We start from the raw sequence: 18,347 nt of genomic DNA on the forward strand, positions 1-18,347 counted from the left end.
TGCTTGAAGCTTATTGCGTTACACTTACCTCAATTTCATCGAATTGCGGAGAATGACAAATGGTGGGGAGACGGATTTACAGAATGGACCAATGTAAAAAAAACAACTCCCCTTTATTCAGGCCATTTACAACCCAAGAAGCCATTGCATCAGAACTACTATGATTTAACGGACCCCAAGGTACGCAAATGGCAGGCCGAAACGGCCAAAAATCACGGGATATACGGATTCTGTTATTATCACTACTGGTTTAAAGGAAAACGATTGCTTGAAAAGCCGTTTGATGAGATTTTGCACAGCGGGGAACCGGATTTTCCTTTTTGTTTGTCATGGGCCAATGAAACCTGGACACGCAAATGGGACGGGCGCGAAGAGGATATTCTTATTTCGCAAGACTACGGGGACGAGAGCGATTGGAAAGAACATTTCGATTATCTGGTCAGAGCGTTTAAGGATAAACGATACATCTGTGTAGAGGGAAAACCACTATTTCTGATTTATAGGCCTGCAAGCATACCTCGATGCCAGGAAATGATTCATTATTGGCGTAGGCTTGCGATAGAACATGGGCTGGAAGGTATTCATTTTGTGCAGACGATCGGTGGATTTCCTACCTTTAATCGTCCCGTCTTTGACGCAAGCATGGAATTTGAGCCCCACTATACGTTTGCGCATGGTCATATGAATGGAAGAATATGGATTGAACTGGATATCAAGGGGCAGAAGCACATTGTGGTGAACTACGATAAAGTATGGTCATCCATTCTCGAAAGAACACCTCATCGAAACGGGGAAGTTGTATATCCTGGTGCATTTGTGAATTGGGACAATACGCCGCGCCGGTCGGTTGATGGACAGAGTACTGTAGGCGCAACACCTGAAAAATTCGGATTGTATTTATCTCGACAGATGACGAGAGCCCGGGAATTGAACGGGAGTGGCTTCCTGTTTGTTAACGCATGGAATGAGTGGGCGGAAGGAGCGTACCTTGAACCGGATGACGATTATGGGTACGCCTATTTGAGAGAGGTCAAAAGAGTGGTAGAGCAAGGAGAGAGAAAACGCAGCAAGTTATGACAATGGAGTTCCCTTTGTGGGGCTCCATTTGCTTTTGGGAGAGTGCAATCATGCCAGCTTATCGAAATTCATACCATGATTTGTTTGCGATACTCCGTTGGATTAAGACCTGTATGCTTTTTAAATTGCCTTGAGAAATAATATAAGTCACTAAACCCAAGGTTCTCGGCAATGGCAGTGACTGTTTTTGGCGTACTGGTCAGAAGTTCTTTTGCCTTGTCCATTTTTTTGCTGGCAATGTAGTGCATGGGTGGAACGCCGATGTGCTGTTTGAAGAAACGAATGAAATAATTGGGATGCATGTAGGCAATCTGAGCCAGATCCCGGACAGAAATATTTTCCTCAATGTTGGAATCAATATAGGCCAGTATTGCAGATATTTTCTCCATAACAGGCACATTGATATAACTAATCTGTTCCTGATCCACATGCATAATGTAGTGCGACAACAATTCTATTAATTTGCTTTTTGCCATCATATGCGCATAGACTTCATCGGATCGGGCGTAATCAAGAATGCTGTTGAATATTTCCTGTATCAGCTCGGGCCGATCCGATGAACAGAAGTGGGGGAAATTCAGAATTTGAAATAGGTTGATGCCTCCGACCTTCGCACTGAAATGACACCAGTATTTGAGAAAAGGACGATCACTGATGGCTGAATAAGACTGCGTGACCCCCTCCGGCATCAAAAAAAGCTGTCCCGGTGCAGGATAATACTCCTGATCGCCGATCTTGAGCCAGCCCTCGCCTTCACAGATCAAATAAAATTTGCTGTAATCGGGTGTGTAATCGAGGTCTCGCCAATCCGTATCGCAGCGATTGAAGTTGACCATGAACAAATCAACCTGCAGATTGGATAAGTGGTTCGTGAGCAACGTCTTATGATTCATTAACCTCAACTCCCTACAAAGGTTATTATTGTCCATCCTAAAGTTAACGTTATGCATGTCTATCTGCTCAACTAGCTACTACAATACAAGTGCAGCCGATAACGGAAGGGATGAGAACCGAATGAGAACAATGCTGGACAAAAACGAATATTTGCAACAGATCGACAAAACGATTGCTGAAGGAAAGTATAAGGACAACTGGAATTCACTTAGCGCATTCGAGGTTCCCGAGTGGTACAAGAACGCCAAGTTCGGTATTTTCATTCATTGGGGTCTTTACTCGATCCCTGCGTATGACAGTGAATGGTATTCACGAAATATGTATATTGAGGGCTCCAAAGCTTATGAACATCACCTTAGCGTTTATGGTCATCCAAAGGATTTTGGCTATAAAGATTTTATTCCGATGTTTCTTGCAGAGAAGTTTGACGCAGATGAGTGGGCCGTGCTTTTTAAAAAGGCAGGAGCCCGTTATGTGATGCCTGTAGCTGAGCACCATGATGGCTTTCAAATGTACAAAAGCTCCATCTCTCACTATAACACAGTTGAAATGGGACCCAAACGGGATCTGTTGGGTGAGATGAAGGTCGCGTATGAGAAGCAGGGACTTACCTTGTGTGTCTCGTCACACCGTGCTGAGCATTGGTTTTTCATGTCCCATGGAAAAAACTTTGATTCAGATGTCAAGGAGCCGCTCAGACGCGGTGATTTCTACTGGCCTGCCATGCCAGAACCGGATCATCAGGATTTATACGGCTCACCTCCAACGGATGAATATCTGGAAGATTGGCTGCTTCGTTGCTGTGAACTGGTGGATCAATACCAGCCGAGCGTTTTTTATTTTGATTGGTGGATCCAGACGGCAGCGTTCAAACCTTACTTGAAAAAGTTCAGCGCTTACTACTATAACAAAGGTGATGAGTGGGGCATTCCGGTAGCGATTAACTACAAACACGATGCCTTTATGCTCGGTTGTGCCGTTCCAGATGTGGAGCGTGGGCAATTCGCCGATTTGAAACCGTATTTCTGGCAAACAGATACCGCTGTAGCAAAGAATTCATGGTGTTATACAGAAAACAACAACTATAAAACAGCGGATGAGATCATCAGGGACCTCGTCGATATTGTGAGTAAAAATGGCAGCCTGCTGCTGAATGTTGGACCAAAGGCAGATGGAAGTATCCCGAATGAAGACAGGGATATTTTGCTTGCCATAGGTCAATGGCTGGACGTGAATGGGGAGGCGATTTATGACACGACATTCTGGCGGACGTATGGGGAAGGGCCGACCGAGGTGAAGGAAGGACAATTTACAGATGGAGAGACCAAGATCTTTACAAGTGAGGACATTCGTTTCACTGTAAAAGAAAGCTGCCTTTATGCCACGGTTATGGCTTACCCGGAGAACGGAATCGTTCATATTCGTTCGCTGAAAGAGAATTCTCATCATTTCCATGGACTGATCAGGGACATTCAGGTATTGGGCTTTGACGAAGAACCGGAATGGAGCAGGACGGAAGAGTCCTTGACGATAACGACAAGGAACGTGCATAGCTTCTCACCCGTCGTATTTAAATTAGAACTGGATTAAGAGATGAGATCGAAGGGCTATAACCAACAGTAATATGTACTGGTTATAGTCCTATTCTTTGTGCGATTCTGTAATGGATTACACTCGTTTACGGGTTGAAGAAGATCGACGGAGTGTTCTTCGTTTTTTGGACAAGCGATGTACTTTCGCCAAACGCTGCCGCTTCAACAAGCGCTGCCGCACATGACGAGGTCGTCTTTTTTCTACTGGTTTGAAAGGTGATGTCATTTGTATTGGTGGCAGTTCGCATGGTTCTTCCATGGTATCCATCACGGCTCTGTAGCTTATCGGCACAATACCCAGCGTCTGTATCGTTCGGGGGATTTCCTGATCGACAAATACTGCAAGCTCATGCTCGCGGATGTCCAGCCAGTTGGAAATTTCACGCAGAGCATCATCGACATATCCGGGATGACATACAATCTCGGTAATGCCATCTGGGAGCTTAGATAAATGTTGTAGCAATCGCTGTAAACCCTCATGATCTCCGTAAGTATCCAGCAGAATCGTATCCGTCATCCGAGGCACTGGCATTTCAGGGCTTGCATGCCGGACCTGAGATCGCCGAAGCGGGATGTTTTCCCGGACAGCTTTCTCCGCCATGATTTGGAATATGATGGGATCGTTTTGATGAAGCAGCTGATGGGAATCGAGATGTGTAGGGGAAAGTGACGCTTGAGCCAAAACGTTCCATTGAGCATCGAGTTCTTTGGCAATATCAGTGGAATCTCGTATTAATCCACACTGGCCTTGATGAAAAGCACCGTCAGGATTCACCAAAGAAGGCACGATAGCCGGATCGGATACGGGTCTCCCGTAAGTCAGGTTAAAATGCAATCCGATTCCGAGGTCCGGCAGCGATCGGGCTAAACTCAGTGCATGATCAAAGCCCGGCATATTCACCATCATCGAAGTACTCGTAATTCCACCAGCCTGATATGCTTGAATAATCCCCTGATTAACGCCGGGCGACAGCCCGAAATCATCCGCATTAATGATTACTTGCCTGCTCATACCGCTTACTCCTTCCTCACGTTGAGAACAAACCATTTGCCATGTCCCTAATATATTAAAGGTCACAAGGTATGAACCGTTCATTCGCACAGGCCTGATAAAATACTTCAAATGCCGTCTTGTCCATGGAATATCCTGTTCGCTGTTAGAAATAATCCAGTTGCAGACAGAATACATTTAATGTAAACGTTGTTACGGATTGAGAAAAAATGGGGTATCCCCGTTCAGAATCAGTCCGTTAATATGGGGAGGGAAAAGATTGTTGAGAAAAAGAAAAATCGTAAGTACGCTGGTGCTGTTCAGTTTCCTAATCGCTTTACTGCCTGGCACGACGACAAACGCAGCGACCAATTGGAATCTGGTGTGGAGTGACGAATTCAATGGAAGTTCTCTGAATACGTCGAATTGGTCTGCAGAGATTGGTACCGGCAGCGGCGGATGGGGAAATAATGAATTGCAGTATTATACGAATCGCACCGAGAACCTGCAAGTTACAGGTGGCAATCTGGTCATCACTGCACGCAAAGAAAATTACAATGGCAGCAGCTATACCTCCGCACGAATTAAAACCCAAGGCTTGAAGGATTTTACTTACGGGAAAGTTGAAGCACGCATCAAGCTGCCGTCCGGTCAGGGGCTGTGGCCTGCTTTTTGGATGCTGGGAAGCAACATTAATTCCGTTGGCTGGCCTAAGAGCGGAGAGATCGACATTATGGAGCGGGTCAACAACAATGCTTTTGTAAACGGTACCGTACACTGGGATGCTAACGGGCATGCCGATTATGGAAAGATATCGGAGAATCTTGATTTTTCCCAATTTCATGTCTACAGCATCGAATGGGATTCCAAATATATAAGATGGTTTGTGGATGGCAAACAGTTCAATGAGTTTTACATCGAAAATGGAACAGGCAACACGGAGGAGTTCCAACGTCCGTTTTTCCTCCTGTTGAATATGGCTGTGGGTGGGAATTGGCCTGGCAGCCCTAATAATGCGACACCTTTCCCATCACAAATGCTGGTGGATTATGTGCGGGTATATCAAGCAGCGAGTACACCGAACATTGTCAGCGGGGGTCTCTATACGATCGGTTCCAAAGCAAGCGGTAAAGTGTTGGATATTGTGGATGTATCCACGGCAAGCGGAGCCAAAGTACAACAATGGACCAACTACAGTGCGAGCAACCAAACGTTCAGGGTCGACAGCACGGGGGATGGTTTCTATAAACTCACGGCGGTTCACAGTGGAAAGGTTCTGGATGTGCCTAACTCAACAGCATCACCCGGCGTACAGCTCCAGCAATGGGATGATAATGGCTCTAACGCCCAAAGGTGGAGCATCCAGGATGCGGGTAACGGTTTCTATAAAATCATTTCCAAGGTGAATGGATTGGCGGTAGATGTTTCGAGCTCTTCAACGGCGGATGGAGCTGCAATCCAGCAATGGAATGATAACGGTACGGATGCACAAAGATGGTCGTTTAACAAATTGAATTAATTAAATTGCAATAATTTTAGGTGAATTCATCACAAAATTTGATGTTGGTAATATATTGTTGACATCAAGCAAGTGATGTTCGCCCGACCTGCGGACATTAACAGGGCTCCCAAGGAGGAGATTATGGAAGATGAAGTACAAGAAACGCAGTGTGCACGGCGGAAGCGGCTTTAGAAAAGGTGGAGGAGAATCACATCTCACAGGTATTGGGGAAGAAGCCCATTTACTCCTCAAATTGATTGGCGAATTGAAAGCTGCCATAGTACAGGTATTTGCTAATCCAACTCAGGTTAATGTTTCTGTTTTGATTGAAATTCTGCGCAAGTTGCTGGCTTTGGTTCATCATTTGAAATTAAAGAAAGGAAACAAGGCCAACTTGGAAGCTGCCTTGGAACTTTCCATTGCTTCAGCGGAGGTCATCCCATTCTCTCCAATAAGCGTAGGCACCAACTTGCAGCAATTGCTTGATACGCTGTTGTCTGTTGTTTTACAAGAATGCATCCATTCTGCGGACAAAGACCAATTGGTCATTGCCATCAGAGCAGTAGAGGTAGCTCTTGCCAACGCACTTAGAAACTCAGGAATTCCGGGTCCTGCTGGACCCGCTGGACCAGCAGGACCTGCCGGTCCGGCCGGATCTCAAGGTGTTGCTGGTCCTCAAGGAACGGTAGGTCCAGCGGGATCGCAGGGTAACCCAGGGCCTGCGGGACCCATTGGTCCGATCGGTCCGGCGGGTAGCCAAGGCCCAGCAGGTGCAGCTGGTCTGAACGGAGTTACGGGTGCAACCGGAGCCACGGGTGCAGCAGGTCCAGCAGGTGGTGCAACTGGAGCCACCGGAGTGACTGGAGCGACAGGAACTGCAGGAGCGGCAGGCGTAACGGGTGCGACCGGAGCTGTCGGTGCAGCGGGCGTTACGGGAGCCACAGGTGATCCAGGCGTAACCGGAGCTACTGGGGCCGCAGGATTGGCCGGGGTTACTGGTGTGACTGGAGCGACAGGAGTAGCTGGAGTCACCGGTGTGACTGGTGATACGGGAGCCGCAGGATTGGCCGGAGCTACTGGTGTGACTGGAGCGACAGGAGTAGCTGGAGTCACCGGTGTGACTGGTGCTACGGGAGCCGCAGGATTGGCTGGAGCCACCGGTGTGACTGGAGCGACAGGAGTAGCCGGTGTCACTGGAGTGACCGGTGATACAGGAGCGACAGGAGTAGCTGGGGTTACTGGTATAACAGGAGCTACGGGATTGGCCGGAGTAACTGGTGTTACTGGCGTAACGGGAGCTACAGGTTCGGGAGCCATCATTCCGTTTGCTTCTGGTGGTCCAGCCATTTTGACAACACTCGTTGGTGGATTGGTTGGTACTACAAGCCTGATTGGTTTCGGTAGCTCGGCAACGGGAATAAGCTTGGTCGGGGGCACCATTGATTTAACAGGGTCAGTAGTTGGCCCACTCATTAACTTTGCATTTTCAGCTCCAAGGGATGGCGTTATAACTTCCATTGCTGCGTACTTTAGCACAACCGCAGCCTTGTCATTAGTCGGTTCAACGGTAACCATCACAGCACAACTGTTCAGCTCGCCTACGCCAGACAATGCATTTACGGCTGTTCCTGGAGCTGTCGTGACGCTGGCACCTCCACTTACAGGTATTATCGCATTGGGCACCATCTCCAATGGTATAACAACCGGATTGGCTATCCCGGTGACTGCACAGACACGTCTGTTGCTGGTGTTCTCGGCGACAGCTGCCGGACTCACACTTGTGAATACCGTTGTCGGCTATGCAAGTGGTGGCTTGAATATTACTTGATTTACTAACACGCAATGAGAATAAATAAGTCAGGAAACAAGCTGAGCTCCATTTGTATTGGAGACAGCTTGTTTTTTTGTTCTTTTAGGTTTATCTTCGTCACAAACAGGATTGAATGAATCAACTGAAAAACCATTCTCAGCTGAAACCCCTGTATACTAAACATGCCACTCTTTGGAAATCCTGAACAGGTGAACCGGAAGAGCGAATGAGACAGCAAGAACGATATGTGCGTGGAGGGAACCATGAATATAGAACAGCTTTTTTTTCATATTTTATACTGCAACTCAAGGAAGCCGAATGAACTTCGGACATTTTCCAATAAAGGGGTGCGAACGCTTCAGCATCATGAACTCATTTTTATTACAGGCGGCAAAGCGGAGATTACCATTGAGAGTAAAAGACATACCATTCAGGAAGGCGTCCTGATCTACCTTCAACCGGATGTGCCTCACTTGATAGAGATTGACTTTAAGAATCCCATAAGTTTTTTTTCGGTTCACTTCAGTTATGTCCGGATCGAGCAGAATGACAATACATGGACTGTAAACGAGGACGTCGAGATGTTTCCCTTACCAGCTGTCCAGCAATTACAGGATTATTATCAATTGGAAGAAGTATTTAAACATATGGTAGACACCTGGCATACGAAACTACCGGGTTATGAGTTTAGCACCAAGTCCTTACTACAGCAATTGCTTATCGCGATCGGCCAAAATATAAAAAAGCGGCATCGTAATTATGCGACATCCTTGAAAGTGGAAAAGATTATCAACTATATGAATCAACATTTGCATCGTAAAGTCACCTTGACCGAACTATCTGAGCTCGTGCAGTTATCAGCCCCGTATTTATCAAGAGCTTTCAAAGAGATTACAGGATACTCCATAATAGAATTTTTTAACAAACTGAAGATGGATAAAGCAAAAGAGATCATTTTGGAAGGAAACAACAAAGTTAAAGAGGTGGCGCAGGTACTCGGTTACACGGATGAATTCTATTTTAGTAGGCTATTTAAACAATTGGAAGGCATGAGTCCAACGGAATTTTACAGCAAAAATGTCCATGGAGTTTAACATAATGCATGGTGCATAGCCGTTCTGATGGCTAAGATGAGGATATGATTCTGAAGCGGGAGGAAGGCTTGTTGATATGCCGCTGTGGAAAAGAAATTTGATTGTATGCTGGTTCGGAATGTTTGTGACCGGAGTAGGCATGAGTCAGATCGCACCGATTTTGCCGCTGTACATCAAGCAGCTTGGTGTGAATGACTCAGCAGCGATTGCCCAATTCTCCGGAATTGCCTTTGGCATCACGTTTATACTTTCCGCCATTTTCTCCCCCATATGGGGAGCGGCTGCCGACCGATGGGGGAGAAAACCAATGCTACTTCGAGCCAGTTTGGGGATGGCTGTAGTGGTAGGTTGTATGGGGTTCTCAACAAATGTGTATATGCTCATTGGACTTCGGCTGCTACAGGGTGTCATCACAGGATATAGCACCGCCTGTACAACGCTGATAGCGACCCAAACCGATTCCAAACATGCGGGCTATGCTTTGGGAACACTTTCAACCGCCAACATCGCAGGTTCCTTGATCGGTCCGACAATTGGTGGATTCATAGGGGTAAATTGGGGGCTCCAAAATTCGTTTTTTATAACGGGTGGGCTGATGATGATTGCCTTTATTACGACCGCTTTGTTTGTGAAAGAATCGTTCACGCGAGAGGACAAGGTGGTGCTTGGTCTTAGGGAAGTATGGCGAAAAGTGCCCGAGAAAAGTCTGACGATTAACTTGTTTGTTACTTTTTTTGTACTCACTGTGGCCTTATATTCGGTGGAGCCTATCATTACCGTATATATTACGCAGCTTTCCGGTAACACTTCGCATGTTGCTCTGTTGGCTGGAATCGTGTTCTCGGCATCAGGATTGGCCAATCTCATTGCTGCGCCAAGACTGGGTAAGCTTTCGGACCAAATAGGTGCACAGAAGGTCATATTGGTTGCTCTTCTAGCTGCCGGAATTCTCTTCATAGCACAGGCGTTTGTAACGAGTCCGTGGCAGTTGATGGGCCTGCGTTTCTTATTGGGATTGGCGGCAGCTGGGCTAATTCCTTCGGTGAATACTCTGATCAAAAAAATTACACCAGCTTCCCTGACTGGTAGAATGTTCGGTTTTAACATGTCAGCAGGATATCTGGGAGTATTCGGCGGTGCTGTTTTAGGCGGACAAGTGGCTGCCTGGATGGGAATACGATATGTGTTCTTGATTACCAGTGCATTGATATTGATTAATGCTGGCTGGGTGTATTTTAAGGTATACAAAAAACTTGAAACGATTGGGAGAGAAGATCATGGAAAACTTGAAAAAAGCAGAAGCTGAACAGCTTACAGCTGAAAAAACAGCGCTGGTCGTGATTGATTTGCAAAAGGGGATTGTGAATAGCCCGCTACAGTCTCCACATACAGGTGAGCAGGTGGTGCAGAATGCGGCCAAGTTAGCACAGGCTTTCACGGAAAAGGGAGCTTTTGTGGTGCTTGTAAAAGTCTCTTCAGTCGATGGAAAAGACATGTTGAAACCAAAGACGGATCTGGAACGGGGAGCGATTCAGTTTAGCGCAGACTGGGATCAATTCGTGCCTGAAATGACTGCCCATACTCCTTATCATACGGTTGCCAAACGTCAATGGGGTGCTTTTTTCGGTACGGATCTGGACCTCCAGTTGCGACGTCGGGGAATAGATACCATTGTATTATGTGGCGTTTCTACGTCAATCGGAGTGGATACTACAGCCAGAGAAGCTTATCAGCACGGTTATCAACAGATTTTTGTAGAAGATGCAATGACAGCTGCTACCAAGGAAGAGCATGACTACGTTTGTAAAACCATTTTCCCTAGATTGGGTCGGATTCGCTCCAGTGAAGAAGTGGTTACGGCACTGAAATAAGACGGGTAAATAACCCAGGATTCTGACAAGACAATAATCCGTTAACAAAAGGTTTAACATGCTCAAAAAGGAGACATCTGATCAGATGTCTCCTTTTTGGAATTTGCATACATGATCAGAACAAATTATTGGCTGCAATCAGCAATAAGAGAACCCCGCTGACAAGCGTTCCGAATTGTCCCAATGTGAATGAACCAATACGAACGTTTGCCGCTTTGGACCCCATCCACACGCCAAACCATACGGTAACAAAACTGCCGATCGCTGCGGTAAGGGAAATATACAAGGGGGATAAGCCCATCAGCCCTGCGCTTAAGCCATTCGTCAGTGCGTTTGTCGAAAGGGCAACACCCAGAATCAATGCTTCCAGAACTCCAATATGATTCGATTTGTCCAAATCTACCCGTTCCGGATTTTGTAAAATAGACCCGATCCCAAGGGTTTGGGAATCGGTCTCTTCGTGATCTTTCTTCTTACGGGGAACGGATAACAAGATGATACGAAAACCGATAACGAGTAGGATAAATGTCCCCAGTAGTATAGGGAAAACGCCAGGTAGCACGATCGAAATCCATTTTCCGAACAAAATGCCTGAATAACTGAACAATAAACAAACAACGGCAATCAAAAAATTCGAAAATAGGCTGATTCTGATTTTTCTGATCCCGTACGATAGTCCGACACCCAGATTGTCAAGACTCGAAGAGACGGCCAAAGCAAGAATGAGCATCCACGCCATAAAATCACCTCATGATCTGTATTCTGCTCTTAATGTATGTCGTGTTGAGATTCATGTGCCCGTCCTTGAGAAAAATGCAACAAAACGCTGCTGATGAAGAAAGAATAAAGTAAACTTTCACCACATTGTCCCATATACTAGACTATCGATCATATCTCTGGAGGGATGCTGGTGAGAGCAAATGATCAAACAAAGGATTGCCATATCGGAGATTTGATCAAGCCTCTGCTTGCCAGACGCTCTCTCTCGATGCGCAAATTCAGTACGTTGTGCGGAATGGACACGGCCACCATTTCTCGGATTCTGAACGGAAAGCAGCAACCGAAGCTCACGCATTTACAGATCTTTTCCGAACATTTGGATGTATCTCTGGATCATCTCATTGAGGCTGCAGGCTACAAAATCGATAACGCAAAAAGAGTGGCCGAGCGGGGGATTCTGGATTCGCTTGAATCGATCAAGAAGGTCCTGCAACATACGAAATTATTTGACCTCGATGTGACAACAGAGCGGATAGAACAGGAAATGATTAAGTACGAACAATATGCACGTACAGATGAAGGGCATCGAATAATATGTAAGGAGTTTGATCTAAAAATCAATCAGATAAACGGTGCAGGACCGTTCATTGAACATTTGAAGGAAATGCATATTCAATACTGTGATGAGATTACACCCGAGAACGATCGTTCTCTGATCGGTAGTGCATTGTTATATTTTATTTCGTCTGCGGATCTGATCCCGGACTATCTCTTTCCGATTGGTTATCTGGATGATGCCATCGTTGTGTATCTGGTGTTGGATCGTCTGAAACAACGAACATGACAAGGTTGGTTTGGGAGAACCCCAAAAGAACGGCGCGAAGTTTCTCGCGTCGTTCTTTTTACTATCTGAGTGAATCAGTCATAGTTATAAAGAACTGTTTGGATCAATTAAAAAGCCGTGGTATTCACATTTGCGAAAAACATATGATTAACGGAGAGTCATTAGACTTATGAAAGCATTAAAAAGGCTTATTTTCTATTATTTTCTATAAAATTGCTTGTATATCTCTTTTTATGACTCTATAATATACCATAAATATACAATTAGATTCTAAATTTTATATTATATGTAATTTTAAAAGTGTTTGTACATATTCAAGAAATCTCCTGATCTATCCAGATCAATCATACTCCCATGTAAAGTAAGCGTTCTTGCTAACGCCGGTGATTACCCTCCTTAATGAATGCGAATAAACTTCCACCCACAAGATTAATTGATCTGAAATTCACCTCTTCCATATACGCTAAATTTGGCTATCTATAATCTTTCACATGCGATGTAATTTAATAACCTGTCCTGTAAAGGAGGTGAGGCTTGATGTAAATGAACGCAACACGTCTGCCCATGTTGAGGCCGTTTCATCGTTTTCATTTTTAGAAATGGATACAGTAAATCACTGTATTACAAAAACCGGGTAAAAGGAGTGGAAAAGTTTGATAAAGATGAATCGTTTACGCAAGCCGCTGTCCATGGGCCTGTCGCTTCTCCTTGCATTATCTATCATACAACCGGTTTCAGCTGAAAACGCCGCATCGCAGAAGATTGACATGAAATCCAGTTCGGACAAAATCACTACTTCCAAAGTCAACGCCAAATTAAGCAAGGAATTTGAGAGTAATGATTATGTAACTTATCTGGTGAAAATGAAAGAACAGGTAGATACTGCCTCTGTCTCCAAACAAGCCATGCAAAAGGCAACAATCGAAAAGCAAACGGCTTCGGCAACGAAACTGTCGGTACGAAGCACCGTTGTCAGTTCTCTGCGGGAAACGGCCTCGCGATCTCAGTACACACTTGAAAGTTTTCTTGAAAAGGAACTTGACCTTGGCAAGGTCAAAGAATATAAAAGCTATTTTATCGTTAATGCACTCGCAGTAACGAGCACCAAAGAAGTCATGGAACAGATTGCACTTCTGCCTGAGGTAGATAAAATATTACCAAATGAGGAGCGTTTTCTGCAAAAAACCGAGGTCAGCAATGAAAAAGCAACCGCAGCCCCTGCGGCAGACACTACAACGATCCCGGCAAAAGAGTCGCCAGCGAAAGAAAGCGCAGCGGCTAACGATAAGAGCCTGCAGACAGAGAACGTAGAATGGAATATCGATTCTATCAACGCGCCAGCAGTCTGGGATAGAGGAATCGACGGTACAGGAATCGTTGTTGCCAACCTGGACAGCGGGGTTGATTATACCCATCCGGCTCTCCGCAGCAAATGGAGAGGGCTTGATGCTTCGGGAAATATCGTTGATCCCGAACTAAGCTGGTACGATCCCCATAGCAATGCTTCGCTTCCTGCGGATGGAGATGGTCATGGTACACATACCATGGGTACGATGGTAGGCTCCGAAGCGAACGGCACCAACAAGATTGGGGTTGCTCCAGGGGCAAAATGGATTGCCGTTCGGATTTTCAATCCGAGTACCACGGATGCCATTATACTGGATGGCGGTCAATGGCTGATTGCTCCAGTGGATGCTGAAGGAAACTTGCATCCTGAGCTTGCCCCGGATGTGGTTAACAATTCCTGGGGTGGTGGTCCAGGATTGGACGAGTGGTTCCGTCCAATGGTACAGGCTTGGCGTGATGCACAGATCTTTCCGGAATTTTCAGCCGGGAATGTGACACTGACGAATCCGGGAGGTCCAGGTTCGGTGGCGAACCCTGCGAATTATCCAGAGAGCTTCGCTACGGGAGCAACGGATATCAACGGGAATCTGGCTTCTTTTTCCCTTCTTGGTCCTTCCCCTTATGAGGAAATTAAGCCGGAAGTTTCGGCTCCAGGTGTTAACATCCGTTCCTCTGTTCCGGGCGGAGTATATGAGGGTGGCTGGAACGGCACGTCCATGGCAGGCCCGCATACCACTGCACTGGCCGCACTCCTGCTTCAAGCTAATCATTCCCTTACGGTTGATCAGTTAGAGCAGATCATTATGGATACAGCGACACCGAGAACAGACAGCCGGTATCCAAATTCGCCAAATAACGGTTACGGTCACGGCATTATCAATGCACTGGATGCTGTGGGCTCTGTCCTCGAAGGCATAGGCACGGTATCTGGCAGGGTTGTCACAGCAGGTGACGATCTGGAAGCGCCGGTCCTGGAACATACGCCTGTCAATTCTGCCTTTACGGGGCTTGATATTCCACTGACTGCACGTGTTACCGATAATGTCGGTGTAACCACAGTGGAGGCATTTGCCAAAACAACGGGCACGAGCCAATACGTATATCTGCCGATGAATCGAGTAGCTGGGGATGCCAAAGATGGAACTTATACAGCGACAATTCCGGCATTTCTAATCGAGTCACAGGGTTTGGAGTACTATATCCGGGTCAATGATTATGGCAACAACGGATTCGAGAGTGAAGTTTACAAGGTTGCTGTCTCCAATGGAGTCCAGCCTGGGTATCTGCAAGATTTTGAGGAAGACAATCTGGGCTTTACTTCGGGTGGAGTTGGCAACACTTGGGCATGGGGAGCACCAACAAGTGGACCGGGAAGTGCCTACTCTGGTGACAAAGTGATTGCAACTAATCTGACTGGGACTTATGCAGCCAACAGTAATGCTTACTTACTTGCACCACCAATTGATCTTACCCAGAGCCCTGAGGGAGCATTGTTATCCTTCAAGCACTGGTATGATTTGGAGAGCAATATCGATTTTGGCAAAGTGTACATTGCAACAGAGGATAGTGACTTCGTATTTGAAGAGGCATTGAGTTTTACAGGTGCCGGTGGAGGCTGGAAAACGCAATATATTGACTTGCGTGAATACGCCGGTCAACAGGTATTTATCAAGTTTAATCTGACCAGTGACAATTCCGTTCAGAAGGCTGGTTGGTATATCGATGACTTTTCAGTACAAGCTCCAGATGATATTGCACCGGGAGCACCAAGCGGATTGTCCGCTTCTGCCGACATACTGGGGAATGTAAACTTGTCCTGGACGGGATCGGACGATGAGGATCTGAAATCCTACAACGTATATCGTTCAACGAATTCAGGCACAGGTTATGAATTGCTCGGAAATACATCTGCAACGACATTTACGGATACGGCTACAGTAACAGATTCGACTTATTTTTATACGGTAGCCGCTCTTGATTATAGTGGCAATGAGAGTGACAAGTCGAATGAGGTATCCGTGACCGTGGAGGTCCCTGAAGATATCTTCATCGATCACTTTGATGGCAACAGTGACAATGAGTGGACTCATTCCGGCACCAAGGACGAGTGGGAACGCGGAGTACCTGTCGTTGGACCTGCCAGTGCGGTTTCTCCGCCGAATGTTTGGGCAACCGATCTGGACAGTACCTATGAGAACGGTTCTAACTATTCTCTGGTATCGCCAGTCGTGGATCTAACTCAGGTGGATCAAGCTACGCTGACGTTCAATCATTGGTATGAAATCGAAAGTGGATACGATTACGGTTATGTTGAAGCCACGAAAGACGGTGGCAACACATGGTCGGAGCTCGGTAAATTCTCTCATTCTTCAAATGGAAAACAATGGACTCCGGTATTTTACGATCTGGCAGCTTTGATGGGGAATGAAGTTCAATTCCGGTTCAGATTGACTTCAGACAGCAGTGTCGTCAAGCAAGGCTGGTACATCGATGACTTCCGCATTCTGGGTATCGCCGCTGAGACGGTTACAAAAGATACGGCAGTTGTTCTGAACAGCGACAAGCCTAAGCCGGAATATGATACTTCTTGGTACAAAATTTCAAGTACGGACAAGGCCGAATTTAATAAAACCAAACAGGAACAGCCCGAAGTACAGAAACCTGGAACAGGTTCTGTAACGCCGCAAAGTTTGCCTGCAAGTGCAACGGTCACTGTTCTGGAAACAGGACGTTCAGTGAAGACGGACCCGACGACAGGCAAATACAGCTTCACTCACGTGGCGGGTGATTACACGTTGAAGGCTGAGGCCTATGGCTATTATCCTCAAACGAAGGCGGTAACCATCACGGATGGAAGTGGAGCAACAGCCAACTTCAATCTGGAAACCATTCCTCAAGGAAAGATTGAAGGTATTGTGAGCGATGAACGGACAGGGAAACCTATCGCTGGAGCATCCGTCCTCGTGTTGGAAGATGCTCAAGTAGGTGCTGTACGCACAGGAGCAGACGGTAAATTTGCTCTGGATGTTCTGGAAGGAAGCTATACGTTATCGATCATCAAGACGGACTACTATAGCAAAACGGTAAATGTAACAGTACCTGGAAACGGTACAGTCGAAGCGAAAGTTGCCTTAAAACCATTTATCGGATTTCCTGGTAAAATCGCTTATGACGATGGAACGGCTGAAAATGCAAGAGCCTTTGTGGCCGCAGATAACGCATGGGCTGTACGTATGACGCCAGAACTAGAGACAGCACAGCTTACAGGTGCATCACTTCGATTCTGGAATACACAATGGCCTGTACCAGGTGGAACAGCATTCAAATATGCCGTCTATGATGCCTCCGGATCGGGTGGAGCGCCAGGCCGATTGCTGGCAGGACCTTTCGACGGTACGGCATTGCGCAATGATCAGTGGACAACCGTTGAATTTCCTGAGCCAGTAGTGGTGCAAGGCGATTTCTATATCGTGTATGTACAGACTGCTGTTGGAACGAGCGCACCTGGACTCGCAACCGATGAAAACGGTGTGAATGCAGGGCGGAGCTGGCAGCGTGTAGGTGGCGTATGGAGTACTGCACCAGCAGAAGAGGGTAACTATATGATTCGTGCAGTCGTGAAATATCCAGTGAATGCACCTGTACTCACACAACCGACGAGCACCTATACCAATCAGTCGACATTTGCTGTGTCTGGAACTTCTCCAGCTTCAGGAGCCCAGATCAAGGTATATAATGGAAAAGAAGTAGCGGGAACAACGACAGTGGAGAATGGAAAATTTAAGCTGAATGTTAAACTTCGTGCAGGGGTTAATGCCATTACTGCCGAGGCGGTAGTTAACGGGAAAACGACCGATCGCTCCCTTCCAGTTGTGATCATCTTGGATCAGACAGCACCTGTGTTAACTGTCCTTACACCTGAAGAAGGAAGTCGAACTAACACAGAAGTGGTTCATGTGACGGGCGATGTACAGGACCAATTCCTCGACAAAGTGACCATTAACGGACAGAAGGTGAAATTGGAGCAAGACAGAAGCTTTAATCACCGCGTACTTGTGAATGAGGGCAAGAACACGATTACAATCATTGCGACAGATATTGCAGGCAATAAAACAACCGTGACACGGACTGTTTATGTGGAAACGTCTTTGCCTGAACTGACCAATATCTCTCCGGCTGAGGATGTACGGATTGTGGCAGGAGAAACCGTAACGGTTTCGTTTGACAGTATCCCCAAATTACAGGCCTCTTTCCGGATTGAACTGCCATCCAATTTGAGCCCACAGGCTGGCGCAGAGATTCCATTGGTGGAAACGGAACCTGGTCATTATACAGGTACCTATACCACCGCTTCTTCGCTGGTGCTTGAGGGTGGAGTGATCGTGATCCGTGCTCAGGATGCAGCAGGAAACAAAGTCGAAGTGGAAGCGCCAGGACGGTTATTCGTATCTGCAGCAGAAGCTCCCGACACGAATGTGCCAGTTGACGAAAATCTGTTACCTTAATCGAAGCATCACGGAGATGCTTATAATCCAGCTTCAAATTGAAACAGAAACGATGATTTGAAAATGTAAAGTCAAAAGCCGACAAGCCCAAAGAAGAGGGG

At 46.4% G+C, this 18,347-nt stretch carries 12 protein-coding genes; 9 read left to right on the plus strand and 3 right to left on the minus strand.

Translation table 11 applies throughout. From position 1 onward, the window contains the following. The first annotated feature begins 3 nt into the window (after window positions 1-3). Window positions 4-1,077 carry a glycosyltransferase WbsX family protein gene (locus BLV50_RS04120; protein WP_090806064.1) on the plus strand — a complete coding sequence of 358 codons (1,074 nt, stop codon included), beginning with the start codon at window positions 4-6 and terminating at the stop codon, window positions 1,075-1,077. A 68-nt stretch (window positions 1,078-1,145) separates the two neighbouring features. Here the strand turns inward: BLV50_RS04120 and BLV50_RS04125 are convergent, their stop codons facing one another. Beyond that, window positions 1,146-1,970: an AraC family transcriptional regulator gene (locus tag BLV50_RS04125; RefSeq protein WP_090806066.1), complete on the minus strand. Its 825-nt coding sequence runs from the start codon at window positions 1,968-1,970 to the stop codon at window positions 1,146-1,148. 130 nt (window positions 1,971-2,100) lie between these two features. On the opposite strand from BLV50_RS04125, the gene BLV50_RS04130 reads away from it, so the two are divergent. After that, complete coding sequence (locus tag BLV50_RS04130; RefSeq protein ID WP_371129230.1) at window positions 2,101-3,561, plus strand: alpha-L-fucosidase; 1,461 nt, start codon at window positions 2,101-2,103, stop codon at window positions 3,559-3,561. Window positions 3,562-3,639: 78 nt separating this feature from the next. Here the strand turns inward: BLV50_RS04130 and BLV50_RS04135 are convergent, their stop codons facing one another. Beyond that, complete coding sequence (locus tag BLV50_RS04135; protein ID WP_177031113.1) at window positions 3,640-4,575, minus strand: carbohydrate deacetylase; 936 nt, start codon at window positions 4,573-4,575, stop codon at window positions 3,640-3,642. 259 nt (window positions 4,576-4,834) lie between these two features. Between BLV50_RS04135 and BLV50_RS04140 the strand changes: the two genes are divergently transcribed. The 5 genes from BLV50_RS04140 to BLV50_RS04160 all read left to right on the plus strand — a co-directional run bounded on the left by BLV50_RS04140 (window position 4,835) and on the right by BLV50_RS04160 (window position 10,830). Next, window positions 4,835-6,073, plus strand: a complete 1,239-nt coding sequence (locus BLV50_RS04140) for an RICIN domain-containing protein (protein WP_063563599.1) — start codon at window positions 4,835-4,837, stop codon at window positions 6,071-6,073. 130 nt (window positions 6,074-6,203) lie between these two features. Beyond that, window positions 6,204-7,883: an exosporium glycoprotein BclB-related protein gene (locus BLV50_RS04145; RefSeq protein ID WP_090806071.1), complete on the plus strand. Its 1,680-nt coding sequence runs from the start codon at window positions 6,204-6,206 to the stop codon at window positions 7,881-7,883. Window positions 7,884-8,212: 329 nt separating this feature from the next. Continuing rightward, on the plus strand, window positions 8,213-8,959 hold the full coding sequence (locus BLV50_RS04150; protein ID WP_256336139.1) for a helix-turn-helix transcriptional regulator: 747 nt from the start codon (window positions 8,213-8,215) through the stop codon (window positions 8,957-8,959). A gap of 76 nt (window positions 8,960-9,035) precedes the next feature. Continuing rightward, window positions 9,036-10,265, plus strand: coding sequence for a multidrug efflux MFS transporter (locus BLV50_RS04155; protein ID WP_072732703.1), 1,230 nt, complete (start codon window positions 9,036-9,038; stop codon window positions 10,263-10,265). After that, complete coding sequence (locus BLV50_RS04160) at window positions 10,237-10,830, plus strand: hydrolase (RefSeq protein ID WP_072732704.1); 594 nt, start codon at window positions 10,237-10,239, stop codon at window positions 10,828-10,830. The genes BLV50_RS04155 and BLV50_RS04160 overlap by 29 nt, the downstream gene beginning before the upstream one ends. A 115-nt stretch (window positions 10,831-10,945) precedes the next feature. Here the strand turns inward: BLV50_RS04160 and ytaF are convergent, their stop codons facing one another. Then, entirely contained in the window at window positions 10,946-11,569 is a 624-nt protein-coding gene (gene ytaF / locus BLV50_RS04165; protein WP_063565214.1) for a sporulation membrane protein YtaF, read from the minus strand. Window positions 11,570-11,734: 165 nt separating this feature from the next. On the opposite strand from ytaF, the gene BLV50_RS04170 reads away from it, so the two are divergent. Together BLV50_RS04170 and BLV50_RS04175 are read left to right on the plus strand one after the other, a co-directional pair. Beyond that, on the plus strand, window positions 11,735-12,394 hold the full coding sequence (locus tag BLV50_RS04170; protein ID WP_090806073.1) for a DUF1232 domain-containing protein: 660 nt from the start codon (window positions 11,735-11,737) through the stop codon (window positions 12,392-12,394). A gap of 653 nt (window positions 12,395-13,047) precedes the next feature. Beyond that, on the plus strand, window positions 13,048-18,246 hold the full coding sequence (locus tag BLV50_RS04175; protein ID WP_090806075.1) for a S8 family peptidase: 5,199 nt from the start codon (window positions 13,048-13,050) through the stop codon (window positions 18,244-18,246). Window positions 18,247-18,347: the final 101 nt, after the last annotated feature.

Origin of the sequence: Paenibacillus sp. 276b, assembly GCF_900107875.1 — a bacterium.
In the GTDB taxonomy this organism is placed as follows: Bacteria; Bacillota; Bacilli; order Paenibacillales; family Paenibacillaceae; genus Paenibacillus; species Paenibacillus marchantiae.